Source organism: Roseococcus sp. GW821-FHT12F05 (assembly GCF_058806835.1).
The window spans coordinates 292,813-317,644 of the sequence record NZ_JBXAQB010000003.1; the positions used below are offsets into that span (position 1 = coordinate 292,813).

Here is a 24,832-nt window from a genome sequence, read left to right on the forward strand (position 1 = left end):
GAAAGGAAGCGTCGGGCACAGCGGCCCGTACGATCCTCCCCAAGGATTGGAGGATCCGGCCATGCGTCTCCTCGTCAAGGCCCATCCGGAGGCGCGTGGATTGCGCCTCGGCCTGGGCGCCCGCTCCGAGATCCGTCTCCGGCCGCTGATGCCGAGCATCGACGCGTCGCGGCCCCGAGGCCTCGGCCTGGCAGGCGGAGCGCAGAGCTGGCTCCTGTCCGAGGAGATCGACGGGGGCAGGAAGCCCTGGGACGCAAGCCACGATTTGCTGCGGGAGGGCCTCGGCATCGGCCCTGGGGACGGCGTGGCCTTCGCCGAGCCCGATCTCGAGCAGGCCTGGATCGGGCAGGGCACGGCGGCCGCCGCGCGGCCGGAGGGCTGCGCCGCGCGCGAGGAGCAGAGGACCGACTACCCTCGGGGCCCGAAGGACAACTGGTTCGCGCTGGACGGCTTCTCCGGCCTGGCCTCCGCCCGCGCCGCGCTGGGCAGCAAGAAGCCCGTCACCCGCATCGCCCATCTCGACACCGGCTATGACCCCGGCCATGGCACCAGGCCCAACCGCCTCAGGACCGAGCTCGCCCGGAACTTCGCCGATCCGGGCCCCGACGGGCAGCCTCAGGACGGCGCCGTGGACCAGGACAATGGCGGGCTCGTCTCCTTCTTCGGCCACGGAACCGGGACGCTCGGCCTCCTCGCCGGCGAGGGCTATGGGGGCGCCCGGGGCTTCGAGGTGGTGCCGCTGCGCGTCGCCAACTGGGTGACGCTGTTCAGCAACAGCTCCATCGCCGCGGCCTTCGACTATGTCCACCGCCTGGCGGGCCGCGAGGACACCCGCTGCGACGTGCTGAGCATGAGCATGGGCGGCCTCGCCTCCGCCGCCTGGGCGGACGCGGTCAACGCGCTCTACGAGGCGGGCGTGGTCATGGTGACGGCGGCGGGCAACAACTTCGGCGGCGCGCCCGTGCGCAGCGTCGTCTTCCCCGCGCGCTTCGACCGGGTGCTCGCCGCCTGCGGCGTCATGGCGGACGGCAAGCCCTACGCGGATTTCGGGAACCCGCTGCTGATGGCGGGCTGCTACGGGCCGCCGAGCAAGATGCGGACGGCGCTTGCGGCATGGACGCCCAACACGCCCTGGGCGCGCTTCGGCTGCCCCGGCATCGTCGACCAGAACGGCGGCGGCACCTCCGCCGCCACGCCCCAGATCGCCGCCGCCGCCGCCATCTGGGTGGAGAAGCATCGGAACCAGCTCGCGGGCCTGCCGGGCTGGCAGCGCGTGGAGGCGGTCCGGGCGGCGCTCTTTCTGGCCGCAGGCCTGCCCGGAGACGGGCCGCCGGACACCTATTTCGGCCGCGGGCTGCTGCGCGCCCGCGAGGCGCTCAACCATTTCCCCACGCTGTCCTCCCTTCGGAAGACGCCGGAGGACGATGCCGATTTCGCCCTGCTGCGGCTGCTGACCGGCCTGGGCGTGGCCTCCGCCCGCTCGGGCCGCATGCTGGAACTGGAGGCGCTGCAGCTCTCGCAGCGCTCGGAGGCCGTGCGGGCGGCGCTGGCCGGGCTGGAGCTCGAAGACCCCGCCCTGCCCAATGCCGCGCGCCGCGCCGTGCTGCGCGCCCTCGCCGAGGAGCCGGACTGCTCCGACGTGCTGAAGAGGTTCATCCATCGCGGGCTGGGCGTGACGCAGGTCGCGCCCGGCGGGGGCGGGGGAGGGCTCCCGCCCGGGGATGCGACGAAGCCCGGCGCGGCGGCTGGCGATCCGCCCGCCAAGGCCGCCGTGGCGCAGCCCGGCCAGCGGCCCGCCGACGAGATGCCGGAGGTGGCCCCGCCCACCGCGCGTCGGCTGCGGGTCTTCGCCTTCGACCCCACCCTGGCAAGCCGGCTCGAGACGCGGCGGATCGCCACCGCCACCATCGAGCTCGACTGGGAAGGCGAGCTCAAGCCGGGCCCGGTCGGCGAGTATCTCGACGTGGTCGACATCGACCCCGCCAGCGGCCGGGCCTATCCGCCGGTCGACCTCAACCGGCCGGAGGTCCTGGCGCAGGACGGGCTGGCGCCGAGCGAGGGCTCGCCGCAGTTCCACCAGCAGATGTGCTACGCGGTCGCGATGAAGACCATCCGGCACTTCCGGGTGGCGCTCGGCCGCGCGCCCTTCTGGGCCGATCGCGTGACCGTCAGGGAGAACGACGAGAAGAAGAGGGAATTCGAGCGGCGCTTCGTCCGGCGGCTGCGCATCTATCCGCACGCGTTGCGCGACGCCAATGCCTATTACAGCCCCAACAAGGGCGCCTTGCTCTTCGGCTATTTCCGGGCCGTCTCGAGCGGCTCGGGGGAGGTGCTGCCGGGGGGCATGGTGTTCAGCTGCCTGTCGCACGACATCGTCGCCCACGAGACGACGCACGCGCTGCTGGATGGCCTGCATCCGCGCTGGAAGGAGCCGACCAACCCCGACGTCCTGGCCTTCCACGAGGCCTTCGCGGACATCGTCGCGCTGTTCCAGCACTTCACCATGCCGGCGGCCGTGCAGGCCGAGATCAAGCGGACGCGCGGCAAGCTCGGCAATGCCGAGATGATGGGCGCACTGGCGCGGCAGTTCGGCCAGGCGATCGGCGGCCATGGCGCGCTCCGCAACGCGCTGGGGCGGCGGCCGGGCGAGGGCGACTACCTCAAGGCCCGCGAGCGCGGCCCGCATGCGCTGGGCGAGGTCCTGGTGGCGGCCGTCTTCGACGCCTGGCTGCAGGTCTACCAGGAGCGGACGGCCGACCTCTTCCGGCTGGCCAGTGGGGGCACGGGCATCCTGCCCCCCGGCGAGATCCCCGACATCCTGGCGGCGCGGCTGGCGGAGACGGCCGCCCGCGTGGCGGCGAACTTCCTCAACATCTGCATCCGGGCGCTCGACTACTGCCCGCCGATGGACCTGACCTTCGGCGAGTACCTGCGCGCGATGATCACGGCGGACCGCGACATCGTCTTCGACGACCCGCACGGCTACCGCATCTCCCTCATCGAGGGCTTCCGCCGCCGCGGAATCCTGCCCGAGGGGGTGGACACCTGGTCGCCCGACGCGCTGGTCTGGAAGGTGCCCGCGTTGAGGATGGAGCACCTCTCCGAGGCCCTGAACGGCATGGCGAACGGCTGGCGGCTGGAGGCCGACCGGTACGACGCCTGGCAGAGCTGCCGGGACGATGCCGCGCATCTCCAGAGGGTGCTGATGGAAGCGCCGAACCGTGACGAGCTGCTCGGGGCCCTCGGCCTGTACCCCGTCTCGGGCCGGCAGAAGTGGGAGGTCGCCGAGATCGACGACCTGCCCGGCCTCGCCTCGCGGATCGAGGTGCATTCCGTGCGCCCGGGCCGGCGCGTGGGGCCGGACGGGCACGTGGTCTCCTCCGTGGTCATCGAGATCACCCAGCGCTGGAAGCCGAAGGACAGCACCGAAGCCTATCGCGGCGGCTGCACCATCATCTGGGACCGGACGCGGCGGGAGCCCTGCTACGTCGTCTCGAAGCGCATCGGGCACTCCAGGCGCGTCGCCGCGCAGCAGACCTACCGCCTCGCCATGTCCGACGGCGGCGCCACCCACGCCAACTACTTCGGCGCCGCCGGGCAGGGCGAGCCCTTCGCCCTGCTCCATTCCCATCTCTGAGGAGACGCGTCATGGCCCGCAAGCCGGCTTCCGCCGCCGCCCGCTCCCCCGCGCCGCCCCGCAGGCGCGCGCGCAAGACCGCCGCGGTCGCCACCAAGGCCGCCCCCGTGCCGGAGAAGATCGGCATCCGCATGTACCGGCTGGGTGTGGGGGACTGCTTCCTGCTCAGCCTGCCGCGCCCCGGCGGCAAGCCCTTCCGCATGCTCATCGACTGCGGCATCCACGCCGCGGAGACCGGCGGGAAGGACCGGATCCGCCGCGCCGTCCAGGACATCCGCGCGGAGACGGAGGACCACATCGATCTCGTCGTCGGCACGCATCTGCACTGGGACCATCTCTCCGGCTTCTTCCATGCCCGCGACCTCTTCCAGGATCTCAAGGCCGACGCGATCTGGTGCGCCTGGACGGAGGATCAGACGGACGCCTTCGCGCGCGCCCTCGCCAAGCACCGCGACGAGGCGGTCAACGCGCTCTGGGGCGCGATGGGCCGTAAGGCCCTCGCCGAGACGGGAAGCGGGAAGGCGCCGGGCTGGGAGGGCATCCTCGGCTTCTTCGGCGACCGGCCGGGCACCGGGCCCAAGGCGAAGCAGGCCGCCGACGCGATGCGCGCGCTGGTGGCCTCCGAGGACGACATCCACTACCACACGCCCGGCGAGGAGCCCTTCGATGCCGTCAGCGATTCCTGGCGCATCTTCGTTCTCGGCCCGCCGCGCAACCGTGACCAGCTCGAGAAGCTCGACCCCTCCCGCGGCAGCGGCGAGGCCTATCCCCTGGCCGCGGCCGCCATGGGCGCGGCCAATCTCAGCGCGGCCGTCGGCCATGAGGACGACCTGCCCTTCAAGGAAAGCGCGAGCATCGAGCTCGGCGACACCCGCGACCTGCGCTTCTTCCGCGAGCGCTACTGGGGCGATGGGGCCGCCTGCGAGAAATATCCCCAGGAAGAGGTCCGCCACGACTGGCGCCAGATCGCCGAGGACTGGCTGGACGTCGCCGGCCCGCTCGCGCTCACGATCGACCGGATGACGAACAACACCTCCCTGGTCCTGGCGCTGGAGATCGGCCCGAGGGACGGGAAGGACAACCGCGTCATCCTCTTCGCCGCCGACGCGCAGATCGGCAACTGGTCCTCCTGGAAGGACGTGGAGTGGAAGGACTACGCCGGCCGCCAGGTGACGGGGCCGGACCTGCTGCGCCGGACCGTGATCTACAAGGTCGGGCACCATGCCAGCCACAATGCCACGCTGATGGAGGGCGGGCTCGAGATCATGAACCGGCTCGCCCTCGCCCTCGTGCCGACCAGCTCCGAGATGGCCGGCAAGGTCGGCTGGGGGACGCTGCCCTGGCTCAACCTGCTGCGGCGGCTGCAGGAACGCACGGGCGACTGCCTGCTGCGCAGCGACCTCGGCGCCACGGCACCCGCGCTGGCCGGGAAGACCGCCGCCCTGGCCGCCGCGGGCGTGCAGGCCGTGCGCGAGAACGACCTGTGTTTCGAGATCGAGATCGCGGTCTGATCAGTCCAGCCGCACGCCCGTCAGCCGCACCACCTCGCCCCAGGTGTCGATCTCCGAGCCGAGAAAGCGGCCCATCTCCTCCGGGCTGCTGCCCACCGGCAGACCGCCGCTCTCGATGATGCGGCTGCGCACCTCCGGCACCGCCAGCGATTCATGCACGGCCGAGGCGTAGCGCGCGACCAGCGGCGCGGGCGTCCCGGCCGGCGCGAGCATGCCGATCCAGCTCGAGGCCTGCAGCTCCGGCATGCCGAGCTCCCTGAAGGTGGGAACGTCCGGCAGCGCGGGCCAGCGCTCGTCCAGCGCCACGGCGAGCGGCCGCAGCCGGCCGGACTGCACCGCGCCCAGCGTGGTGACGATGTTGTTGAAGGAGGCGTCCACCTGGCCCGACATCAGCTCGGTCATCAGCGGCCCGGCCTCGCGATAGGGCACGTTGGAGAGGTCGATGCCGAGGCGCAGCTTCATCAGCCCGCCCGCCAGCGTCTGCGTGCTGGCCGCGCCGAGCGAGCCGTAGGTGACGCGGCCGGGATTGGCGCGGGCGTAGGCGACGAATTCCTGGAAGGTGCGCGCGGGAAAATCGGGCCGCACCACCAGCAGCGTCGGCAGCATGGCGACGAGCGAGACGGGCGCGAAATCGCGGCGGATGTCGTAGGGCAGCCCGGGCTTGGTCGCCGTGATGGCGAAGATCGCCGCCGTCAGCAGCAGCGTGTTGCCGTCCGGCCGCGCCTTGGCGACGAGGTCGGCGCCGATCACGCCCGAGGCGCCGCTGCGGTTCTCGACCACCACCGCGTTGACGCCGAGGCGCGCCTGCATCTGCTGCGCCACCAGCCGCCCGACCTGGTCGGTCCCGCTGCCCGGCGAGTTCGCGACCACCAGCCGGATCGTCGTGCTGGATTGCGCCAGGGCGGGCGCGGCGAGCGCCGCCGGGGTCGCGCCGATCAAGGCTCTTCGTAACATCGCTTCCTCGCAGAATTTCGTTGGGCCGGAAGCTACCGCACTGCAGCGATCTGCCAAGCTACCCGCGCAGCGCCTTGATCTGCGCGGGATAGGAGCTCGGGTCGGTGCGCACGTCGATGAGCCTCGGGCCCTTCGTCGCCAGCGCCTCCGTCAGCGCGGCCGTCAGCCCTTCCGCGTCGTTCACGCGCCAGGCCGTGCCGCCCATCCCCCGCATCACCTGCGCGAAATCCACCTCCGGCCAGTCGAGCGCGCCTTCGGGCAGGTCGCGGTTGCCCTTCTTGATGTCGATGAGCGAGAGCGTCGCATCGTTGAACACGACGACGGTGAGGTTCAGCGCCATGGTGGCCGCCGTCGCGAGCTCGCCGACCGCCATCAGCAGCCCGCCGTCGCCGGTCAGCGCGATCGCGCCGCGGGCCTGATCGTGCCAGGCCGCGGCGATCGCAGCCGGCAGCGCATAGCCCATGCTGGCGAGGCCGTTGGAGATCAGCAGGTCGCAGGGCCGTTCCGCCTGCCAGAAGGTGGTGCAGGGGAACATATGCGCGCCCGCATCGACGGCGACGCGCGGATCGGCGCCGAGCCTGCGGCAGGTCGCCTGGGTGACGCGCACGAGCTCGGAGGGGGACATGCCGCGATTGCCGCTGGCGGTGTTCTCCAGACAGGCGAGCCACGCCTCGCGCAGCGCGACGAGGCGGCCATCCGGCCAGGCGCGGCGCGGCGCATCCTCGGCGAGCGCCGCGGCGGCGATCTCCCAGGCGCCGAGGATCTGCACCGCGGGCTTGCGGTATTCGAGCGCGCGCGCGGCCGTGGCGAGGTCGAGGATGTCAGCGTCGAAGCGCCAGGGCTGGGGGATGAACTCCACCGGGTCGGCGCCGGCGAGGATGATGAGGTCCGCCTCGCGCAGCAGCGGCGCCTCGGCCTCGCCGCCGGTGAAGATGCCGCCGAAGAGCGGATGCGAGTCGGGCAGCACGCCCTTGGCCTTGTAGGTGACGAGGCCCGGGCATCCCAGCGATTCCACCAGCCGCCGCGTGGCGGCGCAGCGCGCAGGCTCGGTCGCCTCCAGGCCGATGATCACGGCGGGACGCTTCGCCGCGGCGATCAGGCGGCGCGCGGCGGCGAGATCGGATTCCGAGGGCGCCGGCAGCACGGGCAGGCGCAGGGCGGGCGCCGGCGGCGTGGGCGCGCGCGCCGCGTCGCCGGCGAGCTCCAGATAGGCCGGGCCGCGCGGCGCGGTCATGGCCGCGGCGACGGCTTCGGCGGCGGCGCCCGGATGGCCCGCGGCGCGGCGCTGCGTGCGCGTGACGGGCGCCATCATCGCCGCCTGGTCGAAGAGCTGGTGCGTCGCGATCGCCGATTCCTGCACGCCGAAGCCGTCGGCCACCAGGATCACCGGCGCGCGCTCCAGATCGGCGTTCGCCATGCCGTTCGCGGCGTTGGAGACGCCGGGCCCGCGCGTGGTCAGAAGTCCGACGGGCTTATGCGTCAGCTCCGCCAGCGCCGCGGCCATGATGCCCGCGCCGTTCTCCGTGCGGGAGAGCACGAAGGGAATCCCCGCCGCCTTGGCCGACGCGATGAGGTCGAGGCTGGAGCCGCCGCCGGGCACGCCGAAGATCGCGGGCATCTCCGCCTCGGCGAAGCTCCGGGCCACGGCGTCGGCGCCGGTGGTGGCGTGGGACGGGTCGTTCATTCCTGGGATTCCTAAGGCTTCGCAGGATCATAGGCGAGCCTCCGCCTTCACCCAAGTCGCCCCGGACTTGCCTGTGCCATAGGCAGCTCCGGCCCGCAGCCGTGCTTTCCGGGCCGGTCTGGCTTGCGCCGACCGCGTGGCCGGGCTCAATCTCCCGGCATGAGGGAGCCGGGTTCTGCATGACGGGAATCGCGTTCGACGAAATGGGGGAGGGCGACCGGCTGCGCCCTGCCTATGCGGCCATCGCCGAGTGGCTGAAGCACACGCCGCAGGCCGATCTCGCGGCCAAGCGGGCGGAGGCGGAGGTGCTGTTCCGCCGCGTCGGCATCACCTTCGCCGTCTACGGCGAGGGTGGTGACCCTGAAAGGCTGATCCCCTTCGACATCATTCCGAGAATCCTCGGCAAGTCCGAATGGGACGGGCTGAGCGCGGGCCTGACCCAGCGCGTGCGCGCGCTGAACGCCTTCCTGGCCGATGTCTACGGCAAGCAGGCGATCCTGCGGGCCGGGAAGATCCCGGAGCGGCTGGTCAACGGCAACGAGCAGTTCCGCCCGGAGATGCGCGATTTCCTCCCGCCCGGCGGCATCTACACGCACATCTCCGGCATCGACGTGGTGCGCACCGCGCCCGACCAGTTCTACGTGCTCGAGGACAATGCGCGCACGCCCTCCGGCGTCTCCTACATGCTGGAGAATCGCGAGGCGATGCTGCGGCTCTTTCCCAAGTTGCTGGCGCGGCACCGCATCGCGCCGGTGAACCGCTACCCCGAGGAGCTGCTGGCGACGCTGAAGGCCGCGGCCCCTGAAAGGGCCGGGCCGAATCCGACGGTCGCGATCCTGACGCCCGGCTCCTTCAACAGCGCCTATTACGAGCATTGCTTCCTCGCCGACGAGATGGGCGTGGAGGTGCTGGAAGGCCCCGACCTCTGCGTCGAGGACGACGTGGTCTACATGCGCACCACCGCCGGGCCGAAGCGCGTGGACGTGATCTACCGCCGCATCGACGACGATTATCTCGACCCCAAGGTCTTCCGTCCCGACAGCATGCTCGGCGTCCCGGGGCTGATGGCGGCCTACAAGGCCGGCAACATCGCGCTGTGCAACGCGCCCGGCTGCGGCATCGCGGACGACAAGGCGATCTACCCCTACGTGCCCGAGATGATCCGCTTCTACCTCGGCGAGGAGCCGAAGCTGGAGAACGTGCCGACCTACCTCTGCGAGCAGGAGGAGCACCGCGCCTATGTGCTCGAGCATCTGCATGAGCTCGTGGTGAAGCTGGCGCAGGGCTCGGGCGGCTACGGCATGATGATCGGCCCGCACGCCAGCGAGGCCGAGCGCGCCGAGTTCTCCGCGCGCATCCGTGCCCGGCCACAGGACTACATCGCCCAGCCTACCTTGGCGCTCTCCACGGTGCCGACGCTGGTCGAGGGCGGCATCGCGCCGCGGCATGTGGACCTCCGCCCCTTCGTGCTCAGCACCAAGGACGAGGTGCGCATCGTCCCCGGCGGCCTGACCCGCGTCGCGCTGCGCGAGGGCTCGCTGGTGGTGAATTCCTCGCAGGGGGGAGGGACCAAGGACACCTGGGTCCTGGAACGCGATCCGCCCGCCGAGGGAACCCAATCGCAGTCGCAAAGTCAGTCCATGGGAGGTGCGTCATGCTGAGCCGCACCGCCGACAGCCTCTTCTGGCTCGGCCGCTACACCGAGCGTGCCGCCAATGTGGCGCGCGGCCTGGCCGTCGCCTCCCGCATGGCGAGCCTCACCGACGAGCTGAACGCCGAGAACGACCAGTGGCGCTCGCTGCTCGTCGCCGCGGGCTGCGAGCCGGCCTTCTTCGAGCATCACAGGGAGGCAACGGAGGAGAACGTCGTCGACTTCCTGGTGCGCGACCCCGCGAATCTCTCCGGCATCATCCCCTGCTTCGCCGCCGCGCGGCACAACGGCCGCAGCGTGCGCACGGCGCTCACCGTCGACATGTGGAGCGCGCTCAGCGACAGCTGGATGCGGCTGCGCCACGTCACGCCGGCGGACTACCAGGGCGAGAAGCTGCCCGGCTTCCTCGAATGGGTGCGCGAGCGGGTGCTGCTCTTCAACGGCGCCGCCATGGACACCATGCTGCGCGGCGAGGCCTGGATGTTCGTGCAGCTCGGCACGGCGCTGGAGCGGGCGGACAACACGGCGCGGCTGCTGGACGTGAAGCACGACCTGCTGAGCGCCACCGCGCAGGAATCCACCGTGCAGCACGGGCAGTGCCAGGCCGTCCTGCAGTCGGTCTCGGCGCTGCGCGCCTATCACTGGACCTATCGCGAACGGATGGATCCGGCGCGGGTGGCGGAGTTCCTCATCCTCAACCGCGAGATGCCGCGCAGCCTCGCCGCCTGCTACGACCGGGTCTGCGAGGTGCTGGAGCTGATTGCCGCCTGCCAGGGCGGCCGCAAGGGCGAGTGCCACCGCATGGCCGGTGAGGCCCAGGCGGCGCTGCGCTACGGGCGGATCGAGGACATCCTGAAATCGGGACTCCATGTATACCTGACGGACGTCATCGACGGGGTCGCGGCCCTGGGCGGCGAGATCGAGGCGTTCTACATCCGGGCCTGAGCACGCGGTCGCGCGCCAGGGAAGGGAACCGGAACATGACCTATTGCGTCGGCCTGCTGCTGAACGAGGGCGTCGTCATGCTCTCGGACACCCGCACCAATGCGGGGCTCGACAACATCTCGACCTTCTCGAAGATGTTCACCGTCGAGAATCCCGGCGAGCGCGCGCTGGTGCTGATGACGGCGGGCAACCTCGCCATCACGCAGACGGTGTGGAACCTGCTGCAGGCGGGCGTCTGGCTGAACGGCATCTCGCAGAAGCTCACGGACGTCCCGGACATGTTCACCGCGGCCCAGCTCGTGGGCGCGGCGGTGCGGCAGGTGGCGTCCATGGACAGCGCGGCGCTGGCGGCCCAGGGCCTCGGCTTCGACTGCAGCCTGCTGCTGGGCGGGCAGATCGCGGGCGGGGCGCCGCGGCTCTTCCTGGTCTATTCCGCCGGCAACTTCATCGAGGCGACGGACGACACGCCCTTCCTGCAGATCGGCGAGCACAAATACGGAAAGCCGATCCTGGACCGGGTGCTGACGCCGCAGACGACGCTGATCGAGGGCGTGGCGCTCACCCTGATCAGCATGGACAGCACCATCCGCTCGAACCTGTCGGTGGCGCTGCCGCTGGACCTCGCGGTGGTGCGGCTGGATCAGATGAAGATCTGCACGCGGCGCCGGATCACCGAGGACGATTCGTACTACCGGACCATCCGCGACGGCTGGTCGAATGCGCTGCGCGACGCCTATCTCGCGCTGCCCCGGCCGGATTTCGTGCTCGGCTGACAAGCCCCTTGCGGTCCTTCCCGCCCTGCGCGACGATTCGGCAGGGAAACGAGGGAAAGCAGCATGCCGCGCAGACGGAATCTGTGGCTCGCCGCGCCGGCATTGCTGGCGGCGGGCCGCGCCTGGGCGCAATCCGTCTGGCCGCAAAGGCCGGTGCGCATCATCGTGCCCTTCGGCCTCGGCGGCTCGGCCGATGTCGCGGCACGGTTTCTCGCGGAGCCGCTGAGCGCCGCCTTCGGCCAGCCCTTCGTCATCGAGAACCGGCCGGGCGCCGGGGCCACCATCGGCACCGATCAGGTCGCGAAATCGCCGCCCGACGGCCAAACGCTGCTGCTCATGAGCAACACGCACACGGCCAACGAGACGTTGCTGCCCAACCGGCCCTATGTGCTGATGCGCGACCTGCTGCCGGTGGCTGCCATCAACATCGCCTATCACGCGCTGGTGGTGCATCCCTCGATCGAGGCGCGCAGCGTGGGCGAGCTCATCGCGCTGCTGAAGGCCCATCCCGGCCGCTACGACTATGCGAGCAGCGGGCCGGGCACGCCCTACCACATCGCGGGCGAGGTGTTTCGGGCGATGGCGGGAGTCGAGATCCAGCACGTGCCCTTCCGCGGCTCGAACGAGGCGCGGACGGCGGTCATCGCGGGCCAGGTGCCCATCATGTTCGACGCCATCCCGACCATGCGCGAGCAGATCACCGCGGGACGGGTGAGGGGCCTCGGCACCACCGGCCCGCAGCGCAACCCGCTGCTGCCGGAGCTGCCGGCGGTGGCCGAGACGCTGCCGGGCTACGAGGCCTCGATCTGGCTCGGGCTGATGGCGCCGCTGAACACGCCGCGGCCGATCGTCGAGCGGCTGAACGCCGAGGTGAACAAGGTGCTGGAGCGGCCCGAGACGCGCGAGGCCCAGGCCCGCATGGGTGCGCAGCCCCTGCCCATGGGGGTGGAGGCCTTCGCCGATTTTCTCCGCGCCGATATCGCCCGGCAGGCCGAGTGGATCCGCATGGCGCGGATATCGGCGGGATGATCGCCTTCACCTTGAACGGCGCGCGTGTAGAGCATGCGCCGGGGGGCACGCTGCTGCAGGCGCTGCGCGGCGCCTTCGGCCTCGACGCGGCGAAATTCGGCTGCGGCGAGGAGCTTTGCGGCGCCTGCCATGTGCTGATCGACGGCAAGTCGGTGCCGAGCTGCGCAATCCCGGTCGAGGCCGCGGCGGGGCGTGAGGTGGTGACGCTGGAAGGCCTCGGCACGCGTGCCGCGCCGCATGCGCTGCAGCGCGCCTTCCTGGACGAGCAGGCGGGTCAGTGCGGCTTCTGCCTGCCCGGCATCATCGTCACCGCGAGCGCCGTCCTGCGGGAGAATCCTTCGCCCGACGAGGATCAGCTGCGCGCGGCGCTGGACGGGCATCTCTGCCGCTGCGGCAGCCACAACCGGATCCTGCGCGCCATCCTGCGCGCCGCGGCGGAGATGCGCGCATGAATCTCGCCTTCTCCGGCGGCGGCGAGGACGGGCGGCCGAAGCTGCCCGGCAGCCTGCACGTCAACCGGCGGCTGGACACCTGGCTCAGCTTTCATCGCGACGGCCGGGTCACCATCCATCCGGGCAAGGTGGAGCTGGGTCAAGGCATCCTCACCGCGCTGGCCCAGATCGCCGCCGACGAGCTGGACGTGGCGTCGGAGCGCATCGAAGTCGCGCCGACGATCACCGGCGAAAGTCCGAACGAGGCGGTGACCTCGGGCAGCCTCTCCATCCAGGAGGGTGGCATGGCGCTGCGCCATGCCTGCGCCGATGCGCGCGCGCTGTTCCTCTCGGTGGCGGCGCAGGCGAGCGGCGTCCCGGTCGAAGCGCTGCGCGTGGAGGAAGGGCGGTTCCTTGGTCCGCAAGGCGAGGTAGGCTCCTACGCCGCGCTGGCGGATCGCGAGTTGCTGGATGTGGAATCCTCGCCGGATGCGCGCGCCAAGCCGCCGGCCGGGCGGCGCATGGTCGGCCGCTCCGTGCCGCGACTGGATCTGCCCCAGAAGATCTTCGGCGAAGCGCGCTTCATCCACGACATGCGCCTGCCGGGCATGATGCATGCCCGCATGATCCGCCCGCCGGCGACGGGCGCGAAGCTGATGGAGACCCCGCCTCTCGCGCTGCGCGACGGCGACTTTCTGGCCGTGCTCGCGGAGACGGAAGCGGAGGCCGAGCGGCTCGCTGGACATGCGGCGCAGGCTGCGCGGTGGAGCGAGGGCGTGCCGCTGCCGGCCGATCTGCGCGGCTGGCTCGCCACGGCACCAGGCCAGGACAGCGTGGTACTGGAGCGTGGCGAGGCTGGCCCCGTCGCCCGCCGCCTCTCACGGAAATTCTTCCGGCCCTATTTCGTGCACGCCTCGGTCGGCACCTGCTGCGCCATCGCGCTGTGGGACGGCACGACGATGCGGATCTGGAGCCACAGCCAGGGCCCCTACAACCTCCGCGCCGACCTCGCCATCGCGCTGAAGCTCCCGCCGGAGCGCATCGTCGTCCAGCATGTCGAGGGCTCGGGCTGCTACGGCCACAACGGCGCCGACGACGTGGCGATGGATGCGGCCCTCTGCGCGCGGCAGCGACCGAATGTGCCGATCCGCGCCCTCTGGACGCGCGCCGAGGAACTGGCCCAGGCCCCGCACGCGCCGGCCATGTGGGTGGAGGTCGAGGCTGGGCTGGACGCGCAGAACAACCTGGCGGATTGGCGCGTGCACGTGCGCTCGAATGGCCATTCCGGACGGCCCGGCCGCGGCACCATGCCGCGGCTGCTCGGCGCGGCGCTGATGGAGGGCGGCCAACCCATCCCGCCTTCGATCAACCCGGCGCTCGCCGGCGGCGGCGGGGCGCAGCGCAACCTGGTCCCGCTCTACCGGATTCCCTATCTGGCCGCTGGTATGACCGAGCTCTCCGTCATGCCCATCCGCACCTCCGCGCTGCGTGGCCTCGGTGCGACCATCAATGTCTGGGCGATCGAGAGCGTGATGGAGGAGCTGGCGGAGCTGGCCGGCGAGGACCCCGTCGCCTTCCGCCTGCGCCATTGCGACGACCCTCGCGCCGCGCATCTGCTGCGCGAGGTCGCGGAGATGTCGGGCTGGGCCGGCCGCGCGCCGCTGCCGGCGGGCGAGGGGCTCGGCATCGCCGTGGCACGCTACAAGAACGCCGGCGCCTGGTGCGCGGTCGCCGCGCATGTCCGCGCGGAGGAGCGCGTGCGCTGCCTGCGGCTCTTCATCGCCTGCGACATGGGCGAGGTGATCAACCCCGACGGCGCCACGAACCAGATCGAGGGCGGTGCCATCCATGCGGTCTCGATCGCGCTGCACGAGGCGTCCAGCTTCGACACGCAGCGCATCACCTCGGATTCCTGGGAGCGCTACCCGGTGCTGCGCTTCAAGGACGTGCCGCGTGTGCAGGTGAAGCTGGTTCCGCGGCCGGAGCAGCCGCCGCTCGGCGTTGGCGAGACCAGCGTCGGGCCGACTGTCGCGGCCATCGCCTCGGCCATCCACCAGGCGCTCGGCATCCGGCCCGACCGGCTGCCCTTCACGCCGGACAACCTCGCGGAAGCTCCCTGAATGACGAAGCTGCGCCTCACCCTGGCCTGCACCCTCTCCGACCGCACGCGCCCCATCCTGGACGGCCGCGTGCCGGTGCCGGGCGTGGAGTTCATCGCGCTCCCGGGCGAGCCGGAGGACATCTTCCGCCGTGCGCTGAGGGACAGGGCCTTCGAGGTCTCGGAGCTTTCGCTGGGCAGCCACATCGTCACCACGGCGCGCGGCGACAGCCCCTATATCGGCGTGCCGATCTTTCTGTCCCGCGCCTTCCGGCACAGCGCGATCTATATCCGCACGGACCGTGGCATCACCCGCCCCGAGGACCTGGCCGGCCGCACCATCGCGCTGCCGGAATACCAGCAGACGGCGGCGCTCTGGGTGCGCGGCATCCTGCGCGAGACGCACGGCGTGGACACCAGGGCGATCAAGTGGCGCATCGGCGCCGAGCGCATCGCCATCACCCTGCCCGAGGGCTTCGACGTGGCACCCCTCGGCGAGACGCCGGAGAACGCGCTGCGCGAGGGGCGCGTGGATGCGATGATCGGTCCGCGTCCGCCGGCGCCGCACCCGCACATCGCACGCCTCTTTCCCGACTATCCCGCGGCCGAGAAGGCCTGGCACGCGCAGACCGGCTTCTTCCCGCTGATGCATTGCCTCGCCGTCCGCCGCGACGTGGCCGAGGCGCATCCCTGGCTGCCGCTCATCCTCTTCCGCGCCTTCGCCGAGGCGCGCCGGATCTCGCTGGAGGAGCTGCGGCTGGTGAACGTGCTGCGCGTCTCGCTGCCCTGGATCGCGGCGGCGATGGAGGAGCAGGAGCGCGCGATGGGCGGCGACGTCTGGCCCTACGGCTTCGCGAAGAACCGCGAGGAGATCGCCGCCATGATCCGCTTCGCGCGCGCCGACGGTCTCGCCGCGCGCGACGTCACGCCCGAGGAGCTTTTCCACCCCTCCACCCATGCCGAGGCGCCCTGAGGCGGGGCTGGGCCGTCAGACGGTCAGCACATAGGACTCGTTGAAGAAGCAGGCCTGGATGTACTCCGCGGAAGGGTAGCCGAAACCCTTGTCGCCCCAGCTGGTGTCCCAGCTGTTCCGAAGGATGAAGCGCCCATCGGCGCGATATCCGACGATCGCGACGGCGTGCCCGCCCAACGTCTGGCCGGGATCGAACTGGTCGAGCTTTCCGTCGCCGGTCCCCTGGCTGAAGCTTTGATCCACCGTCAGCCCCGCCAGGACCGGGGATCCCCCGGCGAGAGCCTTCTTCCATTCCATCATGTTCTTCTTCGCGTTGAAGTAGTTCGCGGCGCGGCGAGTGGAGCACTTCGCGTAGAAGGCCTCGATGTCGCCCAGGTACATCGATGATGTCACGACGAAGGGGAGATCCGCTTCCAGTGCCGTTCCGTACTTGCGGCAGATGTCGGCCGCCGCCTTCAGCGAGGTTCCCGATTCCTCGATGAAGCTTTCGGGACGCTGCGTGAATTCGTCGGTCTCCTTGGAGGCCATCCAGACGAAGCGTGGGGAAAGGAGCTCGTTCTGGCGCAACTTCCCCGCCTTCACGAGCAGCGGGCGCATGACGCCGTCGGCCGTCGCCCAGCCGACGCAGGAGCCCGTTGTCCCCTGGTTGCCGATCTTCCACCACGAGGCCCGCAGGTCCACCGCGGGCGGCAGCGGAGCGGCGCGCAGCGCGCCCGATGCCAGGGCCGTATCGATGTTCCAATCGCGCTCCTGGTCCTTCGAGGGGACGAGATTGTAGATGCGGCGCGTCGCTGTCTTGGTCGCCTTTGGTTTCTTGGCCATGGAAGGGATCTCCCTGTTTTTGTTTTATCCTGTCTTCATTGTACAGGGTAGCAATGAATGGGCCATTGATTGTCAATATGTCAACAATATTGATTGTCGTTATTTGAATTGAGCGATGGTCTGTTCCGGGCGCGACGAATTCACGATCGCGCCGGGCCCAGCTTTACGCCGCGCCGATTGCGTCACAGTCTCCCCGCAAATCGGGAAGGACATCCGACATGAATCTCACCATCGACGGCCGCAACGCGCTTATCACCGGCGGCTCCAAGGGGCTCGGCCTCGCCATGGCCAAGGCCTTCGCCATGGCCGGCGGCAACGTGGCGCTGGTCGCCCGCGGCGCCGAGGCGCTGGAGGCCGCGAAGGCCGAGATCCAGGCCGCGGCGCCCAAGGCCAAGGTCGCCGCTGTGCCGGCCGACATCCGCAGCATCGAGGGCTGCGCCGGGGCCGTGGCCGATGCCGTGAAGGCGCTCGGGCCGATCGACATCCTCGTGAACAACGCCGGCACCTCGCAGCGCGGACCCTTCCTGGATGTCGCGGAGGAGCTCTGGAAGGACGATCTCGACCTCAAGCTCATGGCGGCGATCCGGCTCTGCAAGGGCGTGCTGCCGGGGATGAAGGCGCGCCAGTGGGGCCGCATCATCAACGTGCTGAACATCGGCGCCAAGGCTCCGGCCGCCCAGTCGGCCCCGACCAGCGTGAGCCGCGCGGCCGGCATGGCGTTGACCAAGGCCCTGGCGAACGAATTCGCGCCGGACAACATCCTGGTGAACGCCATGCTCGTCGGCATCATCGAGAGCGACCAGTGGGTGCGCCGCCATGCGGCCGACAAGCGGAACATCACCTGGGAGGAGTGGAAGAAGGAGCAGGGCGCGCCGGTGCCGCTCGGGCGCATCGGCAAGGCCGAGGAATTCGCGGCCATGGCGCTCCTGCTGGTGAGCGAGCAGTGCGGCTACGTGACGGGCACGGCGATCAACGTCGACGGCGGCCGCAGCCCGGTGGTCTGACGCGGGGCGGTTTCCCCGAAGTCCTGCCTATTTGATGGGCTGAATCCGGCCCGGGGCTCCGGCTCCGGGCCGTCTCTTTTCCTGGCACGGCGGATGCATGGACAAGCGGCAACCCAAGGGAGCGCCGCATGGCCAAGCTGTTCGACCCCACCTGTGCCTGTGGCGTGCCCCATGCCGCGAACTTCGCCTGCGACACGCCGCCCGACGGCACGGGCGCGATCGGCCAGGCGGTGGACGAGGCCGCGCTGCGCGCCGTCTTCCCGCATGCGCCCACCCGCCGCGCCATGCTCTCCGCCTTCGGCGCCGGCACGCTGCTGGCGGCCATCGGCGACATCCTGCCGCTCTGCGACATGCGCGAGGCGATGGCCCAGACGGGGAATTCTTCCGCAGCGCCGGAGAAGCGCGACCTCAAGATCGGCTTCATCCCTATCACCTGCGCCACGCCCATCATCATGGCCGACCCGATGGGCTTCTACCGCAAGCACGGGCTGAACGTGGAGGTGATCCGCACCGCCGGTTGGGCCGTCATCCGCGACCGCGCCATCGCGCGCGAATACGACGCGGCGCACATGCTCTCGCCCATGCCGGTGGCGATGTCGCTCGGCGTCGGCGTGGCGGCGCCGCAGCCCTGGGCGGTGGCGGCCATCGAGAACATCAACGGCCAGGCGATCACGCTCGCCAACAAGCATCGCGAGAAGCGCGACCCGAAGGACTGGCGCGGCTTCCGCTTCGGCGTGCCCTTCGACTTCTCGATGCACAACTACCTGCTGCGCGCCTATCTCGCCGAGGCCGGGCTGGACCCGGATCGCGACGTGCAGATCCGCTCCGTGCCGCCGCCGGAGATGGTCGCCAACCTCCGCGCCGACAACATCGACGGCTTCCTCGGCCCCGATCCCTTCAACCAGCGCGCGGTCTTCGACGGCATCGGCTTCATCCACGTCCTGACCAAGGATTTCTGGGAGGGCCATCCCTGCTGCGCCTTCGCCGTGCCGGGCAGCATGCCGCGCGAGCAGCCCAACACTTTCGCCGCCCTGATGCGCGCGATCGTCGAGGCTACCACCTATGCCGACAAGGCGGAGAACCGGGCCGAGGTCGCCAAGGCGATCTCCGGGCCAAACTACCTCAACCAGCCGGAGACGGTGGTGACGCAGGTGCTGACCGGCACCTTCGCGAACGGGTTGGGCCAGGTGCAGCGCGTGCCCAACCGCATCGGCTTCGATCCCTTCCCCTGGCATTCCATGGCGGTCTGGATTCTCACGCAGATGCGCCGCTGGAATCATCTGCAGCGCGACGTGGACTACGCGCAAGTCGCGGGCCAGGTCTTCCTCGCCACCGATGCCGGCAAGACCATGCGCGAGATGGGCCTGACCGTGCCGGACAGCCCGATGCGCAAGGAGACCATCTTCGGCCGCGAGTTCGATCCGGCGCAGGCCGCGGCCTATCTGGCGTCCTTCCCCATCAAGCGGTGACATCAGGAATGCAGTGGAGGGCGGCGCTGCTGTCGCTCGCGATCGTGGCGCTGCTGCTGGGCGCCTGGCAGCTCGCGCTGACGGGCGGCGGTGGCGGTGGCGGCGAGGCCGTCGATCCGGAATATGCGGCGCTGGTCGGGCAGGCGGCGGCGAGTGGTGGGCGCACGCCCATGCCCGCGCCGTCGGAGATCGCCGTGCGGCTGTGGCAGCTGGTGAAGGATCCCTTCTACATCCGCGGGCCGAACGATCAGGGGATCGGCATCCAGCTCGCCTGGTCGCTGATGCGCGTGCTGACGGGCTTCGGCATCGCGGCGCTGGTCGCGATCCCCGTAGGCTTCGTGATCGGCATGTCGCCGCTGCTGAACGCGGCGCTGAATCCCTTCATCCAGGTGCTGCGGCCGGTCTCGCCGCTCGCCTGGATGCCGCTCGCGCTCTACACGATCCAGGACAGTTCGATCAGCTCGATCTTCGTGATCTTCATCTGCTCGATCTGGCCGATGCTGCTGAACACAGCCTTCGGCGTCGCGAACGTCCGGCGCGAATGGCTGAACGTCGCGCGCACGCTGGAGGCGGGGACCTGGCGCACGGCCTTCCGCGTGATCCTGCCGGCGGCGGCGCCCACGATCCTCACGGGGATGCGCATCTCCATCGGCATCGCCTGGCTGGTGATCGTGGCGGCCGAGATGCTCGTGGGCGGCACGGGCATCGGCTACTGGGTGTGGAACCAGTGGAACAACCTGTCGCTGGCCGACATCGTGATCGCGATCCTGCTGATCGGGCTGGTCGGCCTCGCGCTGGACCGGCTGCTGGGCTTGATCCAGGGCTGGGTGGCCTGGCAGGAATGAGCGCCTATGCCAGCATCGAAGGCATCGCCCGGCGCTACCCGGGCCTGACCGTCTTCCAGGATCTGTGGTTCGGCATCGAGCGGGGTGAGTTCGTCTGCCTCGTCGGCCATTCCGGCTGCGGCAAGACGACGATCCTCAACATCCTGGCCGGGCTGGACCGGCCGGACGCCGGCGCCGTGCTGGTGGACGGGACGGAGATCACCGGCCCCTCGTTGGACCGTGCGGTGATCTTCCAGGGCCACGCGCTGATGCCCTGGCTCACGGCCGAGCAGAACGTCGCCTTCGCCGTCTCCTGCCGGCATCCGGAGTGGAGCAAGCCGCTGGTGCGCGAAGCGGCGCGGATGGCGCTGTCCCGCGTGGGCCTGATGGATGCGGCCGGGCGAAAGCCGTCGCAGCTCTCGGGCGGGATGAAGCAGCGCGTGGGCATCGCGCGCGCGCTGGCCGTGGCGCCCAAGCTGCTGCTGATGGACGAGCCCTTTTCGGCGCTGGACGCGCTGACACGCGGTTCGCTTCAGGAGGAGGTCAGCCGCCTCGTCTCCGAAGCCGGGCAGACCGCCTTCATGATCACCCATGACGTGGACGAGGCGATCCTGCTCGCCGACCGCATCCTGCTCATGACCAACGGCCCGCAGGCGCGCGTGGCCGAGGTGGTGCACAACCTGCTGCCGCGCCCCCGCACGCGCGCCGACCTGCACCACATGCCCGGCTACCATCCGCTCCGCGACCACATCATGGACTTCCTCATCACGCGCAGCCGCACGCTCGCAGGCACGCCGCCCGCCGACTACGATTCCCGCAACCCGCCGATCGTGCAGATCGGCGGCTGAAACACAGGAGAGACGCCATGAAGCGCGCCGACCTCACCGAAAAGATCCTCGACATCAAGCGCGAGAAGGGCTGGAGCTGGAAGCACATCTGCGAGGAGATCGGCGGCATGTCGCCGACGCTCGTGGTGGGCGCGCTGCTCGGCCAGATGAAGCTGGTGAAGCCGCTGGCCGCCAAGGCCGCCGCGCTCTTCGGTCTCAGTGCGAGCGAGGAGGCGATGCTCAACGAGGTGCCCTATCGCGGCTCGCCCATGCCGCCGACCGACCCGCTCATCTACCGCTTCTACGAGATGGTGATGGTGAACGGCCCGGCCTGGAAGGCGCTCATCGAGGAGGAGTTCGGCGACGGCATCATGTCGGCGATCGATTTCGACTTCGATTTCGAGCGCATGCCGCACGCCAAGGGCGACCGGGTGAAGATCTCGATGTCCGGAAAATTCTTGCCCTACAAGTACTATGGCGCCGAGCAGGGCATCCCGGAGTACGGCTTCAAGGAGGAGTGACCTTCTGCTATCCGGCTCGGATGGCACAGGAACTCACGGTCGGCATCGCCGGCCTCGGCGCGATCGGGCTGCATCTGGCCCGCGCGCTGGACCAGGGCGTGGACGGGCTCAGGCTCGTCGCCGTCAGCGCGAAGGACCAGGCGAAGGCCGCGGCGAATATCGCGGGCTTCAAGGTCAAGCCGGCGATCGTCGGGCTGGCGGAGCTCGCGGAGCACGCGGATATCGTCGTGGAGGCGGCGCCTGCCGCCGTCTTCGAGCAGGTTGCGACCGCCGCGATCGAGCGTGGTCGCATCTTCGTGCCGAGCTCGGTGGGCGCGCTGCTGCCGCGCATGCACCTCGTGGAGCGGGCGAAACAGACCGGCGCGCGGATCATCGTGCCGACAGGCGCGCTGCTCGGGCTCGACGCCGTGCGCGCGGCGGCCGAGGGCACGGTCTCGACGGTGACGATCGAGACGCGCAAGCCGCCGGCGGGACTGGTGGGGGCGCCCTATCTTGAGCTGAACAAGATCGACCTGACCGCCGTCGACAAGCCGATGCGCGTCTTCATCGGCAATGCCTTCGATGCGGCGCAGGGGTTTCCGGCCAATGTGAACGTGGCGGCGGCGCTGGCGCTGGCGGGCATCGGCCCCGAGCGCACCATGGTGGAGATCTGGGCGGATCCGGGCGTCACGCGCAACACGCACACGATCCGCGTGGAGGCCGAAGAGGTGCGTCTGACCATGACGATCGAGAATGTGCCGAGCGTGGAGAATCCGCGCACCGGCAAGGTCACGCCGCTGAGCATCCTCGCCTGTCTGCGCGGCCTGACGAGCACGTTGAAGGTCGGCAGTTAAAGGGGCCAGGGACTAAGTCCCTGGTGGGGGGGGCACGAGGGCCTGGACCTTCCTTTACCGACAGGCCTGCCGGAAGCGGCAGGAGTCGATCGGCGCCGAGCCTTCTCGTTCAATTTGGCGTTCGCTGACGGGCAAAGTCGGGCAATTTCCGGGTGGTCTCGATAGATGGCTGCCGTTCCCGGGCTCGGATGCGATTGCGAGGTCGGTAGCGGCGGTTCCCGGACCAAACTGGACATCTCAAAAGCTTTTGGCGAAACGCGGCAGGATGCGTTGTCCCGAATGCCACGGCGAGGCCCGTGCCCACGGAACACGGGACAGGCGGCACGCTTCGAGCACCTCCAAGCGCATGACGGGGGCATTTTTGGTGCCCCATGGAAGGGGCAGACGCGCCGCCTCCGCCCCGCACCGGTGGACTAGGCTCGCGCGCTTTTCAGCGTCGTGTTTAGGAAGTGCATAGTCGCCCTTCAGTTCCTTTGTGGATCGGTTCTGAAAACGGCGGCGCTCGGTAATAACTTTCGATCAAGGCCCCTGCGGCGTCATCGGCGTCGCCGTTCTTGCAGGCAAAGGATGCCAAGGCCTGATGGGCAGTGCGAGCGTCAGCATCCAACAGCCGGCCAGCATCAGCGCCGAAGCGATCAGGCAGCCGGAGAGTCCGGCCCAGGCGTAGAGCAGCCCGGACAACAAAGTTCCCGCGAAGCGACCCGCGGCGTTCGCCGCGTAGTAGAAGCCAACATCCTCCGCCGCCTTCGCCGTCCCGGCATAGGCGAGCACCAGATAGGAATGGACCGACGAGTTCACGGCGAAAGCCACGCCGAAAAGACACAGACCGAGCGGGACAAAGAGGTCCGGCCGTGGTGCTCCGGCGATCAGCATGCCGGCCATGGCTGCCGGGATCAGGGTCAACGCGAGCGACCATATCCGCGCGGCCGGCACCTCGTTGGAAAGGCCGTCCACGCTCTTGCGAACGAGGCCGGGGGCGGCCGCCTGAATCACGCCGTAGCCGATCGTCCAGGCCGCGAGAAAGCCGCCGACCATCGTGAAGGTCCAGCCTGACGCGTAGAGGAAGACGGGAAGCCCCACGACGAACCACACGTCGCGTGCGCCGAACAGCAACACCCGTGCGCCCGCTAGGAGGTTCACGCCCCGGTTCTTGGCGAAGAGCTCCTTGGCCGATTTCGAGGCTTTCGCCTTGCCCATGAGCGGGGGCAACGACATCAGCACGGCAGCGAGGATGCAGGCGAGCGCAAGGGCCATCGCCCACAGCGCGCCGCGGAAGCCAAGGGCTTCAAGCAGCAGGCCACCCAGGAAAAAGCCGAAGCCCTTCATGGCGTTCTTGCTGCCCGTGAAGAAGGCGACCCAGCGAAAGAGGCGGCCGGATGCGTCGCCGGCAGTGAGCTTGATCGCCGATTTGCTGGCGGTCTTGGTGAGATCCTTGGCGACGCCGCAGATACCTTGCGCCGCCACCACCCACGCGACAGAGAGGGGCGCGCTCCATGCTGGCGACACGGCCGATAAGACGAGGAAGCCGACGATCTGTGTCGTCAGCCCGACCCCAAGCATGCGCGCGATGCCGTAGCGCGTGGCGAGCCAGCCGCCGATGAGGTTAGCGCCAATCCCTGCGGCCTCGTACAGCAGGAACAAGAGCGCGAGCGTGAAGGGGCTGTAGCCGAGGCGGTAAAAATGCAGCAGCACCAACATCCGCAACGCGCCATCGGTCAGCGTGAAGCCCCAATAAGCGGCGGTAACGATCGCGTAGTTGCGGGTTCCAGAGGAAGCGGGAACGGCGGCGGTGCTGCTCATGACGCTAAATCCCGACCGTCTGCACGTGGCAGGCGAGATCAACCATGCGGCAGGCATAGCCCATCTCGTTGTCGTACCAGGCATAGACCTTCAGCAAGGTGTAGTCGGTGACCATCGTGCTGAGCGCGTCAACGATGCTGCTGCGCGTGTCGCGGGCATAGTCGGCCGAGACGAGCGGCCGGGCTTCATAGCCGAGGATGCCGGCGAGATGGCTTTTAGCGGCCGCTCGAAATAGCGAGTTGACCTCCTCCGCCGTCGTCTCGCGCTGCATCTCGAACACGCAGTCGGTCAGCGACGCGTTCAACACCGGCGCGCGCACGGCATGCCCGTTCAGCTTGCCCTTGAGGTCGGGATAGATCAGCGCGATCGCGGTCGCACTCCCTGTCGTGGTGGGCTGCAGCGAAAGCATCGCCGATCGCGCGCGCCGCAGATCCTTGTGCGGAGCATCCACCACGACGTTGGTGTTGGTCGGATCATGAATCGTGGTGATCTGGCCGTGCCGGATTCCGATCGCCTCGTGCAGCACCTTCACCACGGGCGCCAGGCAATTCGTCGTGCAGGAAGCTGCCGTGACGATGGGATGGCGCTCAGGGTCGTAGAGCCCTTCGTTTACCCCCACGACGACATTCAGGACGCCATCGAATTTGACCGGCGCCGCGACGATGACGCGCTTTGCGCCGCGGTCCAAATGGCCCTGCAGGATCTCCGGGGTCAGGAATTTCCCGGTGCATTCGAGGACGACATCAACACCAAGGTCACCCCAGGGAATAGCGCCCGGCGTCGCGTGCTCCGAAAAACTCAGGCGTGTGCCGCCGATGGTAACAGCATCATCCGACGCGGAAATTCCGGCGCGCCATCTCCCCTGAACCGTATCGAATTCGAGTAGGTGCGCGCAGGCGGCCGCGCCGCCTTTGATCTCGTTGAGATGCACCACCTCGAGGCGATTGCCGCGCCGGGGATCGTCCGGCTGCCGTTCCGCCGCGCCCATGGCCGCCCGCAAGGCCAGGCGCCCGATGCGGCCCATGCCGCTTATCCCGACGCGCATC

Annotated in this window: 20 protein-coding genes; 15 read left to right on the plus strand and 5 right to left on the minus strand. The window is 69.8% G+C overall.

Going from position 1 to position 24,832, the window contains the following annotated elements:
* Nucleotides 1–61 precede the first annotated feature (61 nt).
* Both AC1ROY_RS09805 and AC1ROY_RS09810 read left to right on the plus strand, forming a co-directional pair.
* Nucleotides 62–3,637, plus strand: coding sequence for a S8 family serine peptidase (locus AC1ROY_RS09805; protein ID WP_493148616.1), 3,576 nt, complete (start codon nucleotides 62–64; stop codon nucleotides 3,635–3,637).
* Nucleotides 3,638–3,648: 11 nt separating this feature from the next.
* Nucleotides 3,649–5,148, plus strand: coding sequence for a ComEC/Rec2 family competence protein (locus tag AC1ROY_RS09810; protein ID WP_493148617.1), 1,500 nt, complete (start codon nucleotides 3,649–3,651; stop codon nucleotides 5,146–5,148).
* On the opposite strand, the gene AC1ROY_RS09815 is transcribed toward AC1ROY_RS09810, so the two are convergent.
* Complete coding sequence (locus AC1ROY_RS09815; protein WP_493148618.1) at nucleotides 5,149–6,087, minus strand: Bug family tripartite tricarboxylate transporter substrate binding protein; 939 nt, start codon at nucleotides 6,085–6,087, stop codon at nucleotides 5,149–5,151.
* Nucleotides 6,088–6,160: 73 nt separating this feature from the next.
* A complete protein-coding gene (locus AC1ROY_RS09820; protein ID WP_493148619.1) occupies nucleotides 6,161–7,786 on the minus strand; it encodes a thiamine pyrophosphate-binding protein in 1,626 nt (541 codons plus the stop codon).
* Nucleotides 7,787–7,965: 179 nt separating this feature from the next.
* Here AC1ROY_RS09820 and AC1ROY_RS09825 point away from each other — a divergent pair, with 179 nt between their 5' ends.
* The 7 genes from AC1ROY_RS09825 (at nucleotide 7,966) to AC1ROY_RS09855 (ending at nucleotide 15,686) form a co-directional block, all read left to right on the plus strand.
* A complete protein-coding gene (locus AC1ROY_RS09825; protein WP_493148620.1) occupies nucleotides 7,966–9,447 on the plus strand; it encodes a circularly permuted type 2 ATP-grasp protein in 1,482 nt (493 codons plus the stop codon).
* Nucleotides 9,441–10,382, plus strand: a complete 942-nt coding sequence (locus AC1ROY_RS09830) for an alpha-E domain-containing protein (RefSeq protein WP_493148621.1) — start codon at nucleotides 9,441–9,443, stop codon at nucleotides 10,380–10,382. The genes AC1ROY_RS09825 and AC1ROY_RS09830 overlap by 7 nt, the downstream gene beginning before the upstream one ends.
* Nucleotides 10,383–10,417: 35 nt before the next feature.
* Nucleotides 10,418–11,155 (plus strand): proteasome-type protease, encoded by a 738-nt coding sequence (locus AC1ROY_RS09835; protein ID WP_493148622.1) that lies wholly within the window; start codon nucleotides 10,418–10,420, stop codon nucleotides 11,153–11,155.
* Nucleotides 11,156–11,218: 63 nt separating this feature from the next.
* Nucleotides 11,219–12,184, plus strand: coding sequence for a tripartite tricarboxylate transporter substrate binding protein (locus tag AC1ROY_RS09840; protein ID WP_493148623.1), 966 nt, complete (start codon nucleotides 11,219–11,221; stop codon nucleotides 12,182–12,184).
* Nucleotides 12,181–12,636, plus strand: a complete 456-nt coding sequence (locus AC1ROY_RS09845; RefSeq protein WP_493148624.1) for a (2Fe-2S)-binding protein — start codon at nucleotides 12,181–12,183, stop codon at nucleotides 12,634–12,636. The genes AC1ROY_RS09840 and AC1ROY_RS09845 overlap by 4 nt, the downstream gene beginning before the upstream one ends.
* Nucleotides 12,633–14,735 carry a xanthine dehydrogenase family protein molybdopterin-binding subunit gene (locus AC1ROY_RS09850; protein ID WP_493148625.1) on the plus strand — a complete coding sequence of 701 codons (2,103 nt, stop codon included), beginning with the start codon at nucleotides 12,633–12,635 and terminating at the stop codon, nucleotides 14,733–14,735. Before AC1ROY_RS09845 ends, AC1ROY_RS09850 begins: the two co-directional genes overlap by 4 nt.
* A complete protein-coding gene (locus AC1ROY_RS09855; RefSeq protein WP_493148626.1) occupies nucleotides 14,736–15,686 on the plus strand; it encodes an ABC transporter substrate-binding protein in 951 nt (316 codons plus the stop codon).
* Nucleotides 15,687–15,701: 15 nt separating this feature from the next.
* Here the strand turns inward: AC1ROY_RS09855 and AC1ROY_RS09860 are convergent, their stop codons facing one another.
* A complete protein-coding gene (locus AC1ROY_RS09860; protein WP_493148627.1) occupies nucleotides 15,702–16,508 on the minus strand; it encodes a C1 family peptidase in 807 nt (268 codons plus the stop codon).
* A gap of 218 nt (nucleotides 16,509–16,726) precedes the next feature.
* On the opposite strand from AC1ROY_RS09860, the gene AC1ROY_RS09865 reads away from it, so the two are divergent.
* The 6 genes from AC1ROY_RS09865 (at nucleotide 16,727) to AC1ROY_RS09890 (ending at nucleotide 21,986) form a co-directional block, all read left to right on the plus strand.
* A complete protein-coding gene (locus tag AC1ROY_RS09865) occupies nucleotides 16,727–17,512 on the plus strand; it encodes an SDR family NAD(P)-dependent oxidoreductase (protein WP_493148628.1) in 786 nt (261 codons plus the stop codon).
* 128 nt (nucleotides 17,513–17,640) lie between these two features.
* A complete protein-coding gene (locus AC1ROY_RS09870) occupies nucleotides 17,641–18,981 on the plus strand; it encodes a CmpA/NrtA family ABC transporter substrate-binding protein (RefSeq protein WP_493148629.1) in 1,341 nt (446 codons plus the stop codon).
* An 8-nt stretch (nucleotides 18,982–18,989) separates the two neighbouring features.
* The gene (gene ntrB, locus AC1ROY_RS09875; RefSeq protein WP_493148630.1) at nucleotides 18,990–19,826 is read left to right on the plus strand and encodes a nitrate ABC transporter permease; all 837 of its coding nucleotides are present in this window, start codon (nucleotides 18,990–18,992) and stop codon (nucleotides 19,824–19,826) included.
* Complete coding sequence (locus AC1ROY_RS09880; RefSeq protein WP_493148631.1) at nucleotides 19,823–20,653, plus strand: ABC transporter ATP-binding protein; 831 nt, start codon at nucleotides 19,823–19,825, stop codon at nucleotides 20,651–20,653. Before ntrB ends, AC1ROY_RS09880 begins: the two co-directional genes overlap by 4 nt.
* A 17-nt stretch (nucleotides 20,654–20,670) precedes the next feature.
* On the plus strand, nucleotides 20,671–21,153 hold the full coding sequence (gene cynS / locus AC1ROY_RS09885; RefSeq protein WP_493148632.1) for a cyanase: 483 nt from the start codon (nucleotides 20,671–20,673) through the stop codon (nucleotides 21,151–21,153).
* Nucleotides 21,154–21,173: 20 nt separating this feature from the next.
* Nucleotides 21,174–21,986 carry an aspartate dehydrogenase gene (locus AC1ROY_RS09890; protein WP_493148633.1) on the plus strand — a complete coding sequence of 271 codons (813 nt, stop codon included), beginning with the start codon at nucleotides 21,174–21,176 and terminating at the stop codon, nucleotides 21,984–21,986.
* 519 nt (nucleotides 21,987–22,505) lie between these two features.
* Here AC1ROY_RS09890 and arsJ read toward each other — a convergent pair.
* Together arsJ and AC1ROY_RS09900 are read right to left on the minus strand one after the other, a co-directional pair.
* Nucleotides 22,506–23,786, minus strand: a complete 1,281-nt coding sequence (gene arsJ, locus AC1ROY_RS09895; protein WP_493148634.1) for an organoarsenical effux MFS transporter ArsJ — start codon at nucleotides 23,784–23,786, stop codon at nucleotides 22,506–22,508.
* Between the two features lie 4 nt (nucleotides 23,787–23,790).
* Nucleotides 23,791–24,831 (minus strand): ArsJ-associated glyceraldehyde-3-phosphate dehydrogenase, encoded by a 1,041-nt coding sequence (locus AC1ROY_RS09900; RefSeq protein ID WP_493148635.1) that lies wholly within the window; start codon nucleotides 24,829–24,831, stop codon nucleotides 23,791–23,793.
* Nucleotide 24,832: the final 1 nt, after the last annotated feature.

What these genes read in the sequence shown, in the direction of transcription:
- AC1ROY_RS09860 (WP_493148627.1), bottom strand. Translation starts at nt 16,508, where the DNA reads ATGGCCAAGAAACCAAAGGCGACCAAGACAGCGACGCGCCGCATCTAC.
- arsJ (WP_493148634.1), bottom strand. Translation starts at nt 23,786, where the DNA reads ATGAGCAGCACCGCCGCCGTTCCCGCTTCCTCTGGAACCCGCAACTAC.
- AC1ROY_RS09825 (WP_493148620.1), top strand. Translation starts at nt 7,966, where the DNA reads ATGACGGGAATCGCGTTCGACGAAATGGGGGAGGGCGACCGGCTGCGC.
- AC1ROY_RS09890 (WP_493148633.1), top strand. Translation starts at nt 21,174, where the DNA reads ATGGCACAGGAACTCACGGTCGGCATCGCCGGCCTCGGCGCGATCGGG.
- AC1ROY_RS09845 (WP_493148624.1), top strand. Translation starts at nt 12,181, where the DNA reads ATGATCGCCTTCACCTTGAACGGCGCGCGTGTAGAGCATGCGCCGGGG.
- AC1ROY_RS09880 (WP_493148631.1), top strand. Translation starts at nt 19,823, where the DNA reads ATGAGCGCCTATGCCAGCATCGAAGGCATCGCCCGGCGCTACCCGGGC.
- AC1ROY_RS09870 (WP_493148629.1), top strand. Translation starts at nt 17,641, where the DNA reads ATGGCCAAGCTGTTCGACCCCACCTGTGCCTGTGGCGTGCCCCATGCC.
- AC1ROY_RS09820 (WP_493148619.1), bottom strand. Translation starts at nt 7,786, where the DNA reads ATGAACGACCCGTCCCACGCCACCACCGGCGCCGACGCCGTGGCCCGG.
- AC1ROY_RS09850 (WP_493148625.1), top strand. Translation starts at nt 12,633, where the DNA reads ATGAATCTCGCCTTCTCCGGCGGCGGCGAGGACGGGCGGCCGAAGCTG.
- AC1ROY_RS09840 (WP_493148623.1), top strand. Translation starts at nt 11,219, where the DNA reads ATGCCGCGCAGACGGAATCTGTGGCTCGCCGCGCCGGCATTGCTGGCG.
- AC1ROY_RS09805 (WP_493148616.1), top strand. Translation starts at nt 62, where the DNA reads ATGCGTCTCCTCGTCAAGGCCCATCCGGAGGCGCGTGGATTGCGCCTC.
- AC1ROY_RS09835 (WP_493148622.1), top strand. Translation starts at nt 10,418, where the DNA reads ATGACCTATTGCGTCGGCCTGCTGCTGAACGAGGGCGTCGTCATGCTC.
- cynS (WP_493148632.1), top strand. Translation starts at nt 20,671, where the DNA reads ATGAAGCGCGCCGACCTCACCGAAAAGATCCTCGACATCAAGCGCGAG.
- ntrB (WP_493148630.1), top strand. Translation starts at nt 18,990, where the DNA reads ATGCAGTGGAGGGCGGCGCTGCTGTCGCTCGCGATCGTGGCGCTGCTG.
- AC1ROY_RS09830 (WP_493148621.1), top strand. Translation starts at nt 9,441, where the DNA reads ATGCTGAGCCGCACCGCCGACAGCCTCTTCTGGCTCGGCCGCTACACC.
- AC1ROY_RS09900 (WP_493148635.1), bottom strand. Translation starts at nt 24,831, where the DNA reads ATGCGCGTCGGGATAAGCGGCATGGGCCGCATCGGGCGCCTGGCCTTG.
- AC1ROY_RS09810 (WP_493148617.1), top strand. Translation starts at nt 3,649, where the DNA reads ATGGCCCGCAAGCCGGCTTCCGCCGCCGCCCGCTCCCCCGCGCCGCCC.
- AC1ROY_RS09855 (WP_493148626.1), top strand. Translation starts at nt 14,736, where the DNA reads ATGACGAAGCTGCGCCTCACCCTGGCCTGCACCCTCTCCGACCGCACG.
- AC1ROY_RS09865 (WP_493148628.1), top strand. Translation starts at nt 16,727, where the DNA reads ATGAATCTCACCATCGACGGCCGCAACGCGCTTATCACCGGCGGCTCC.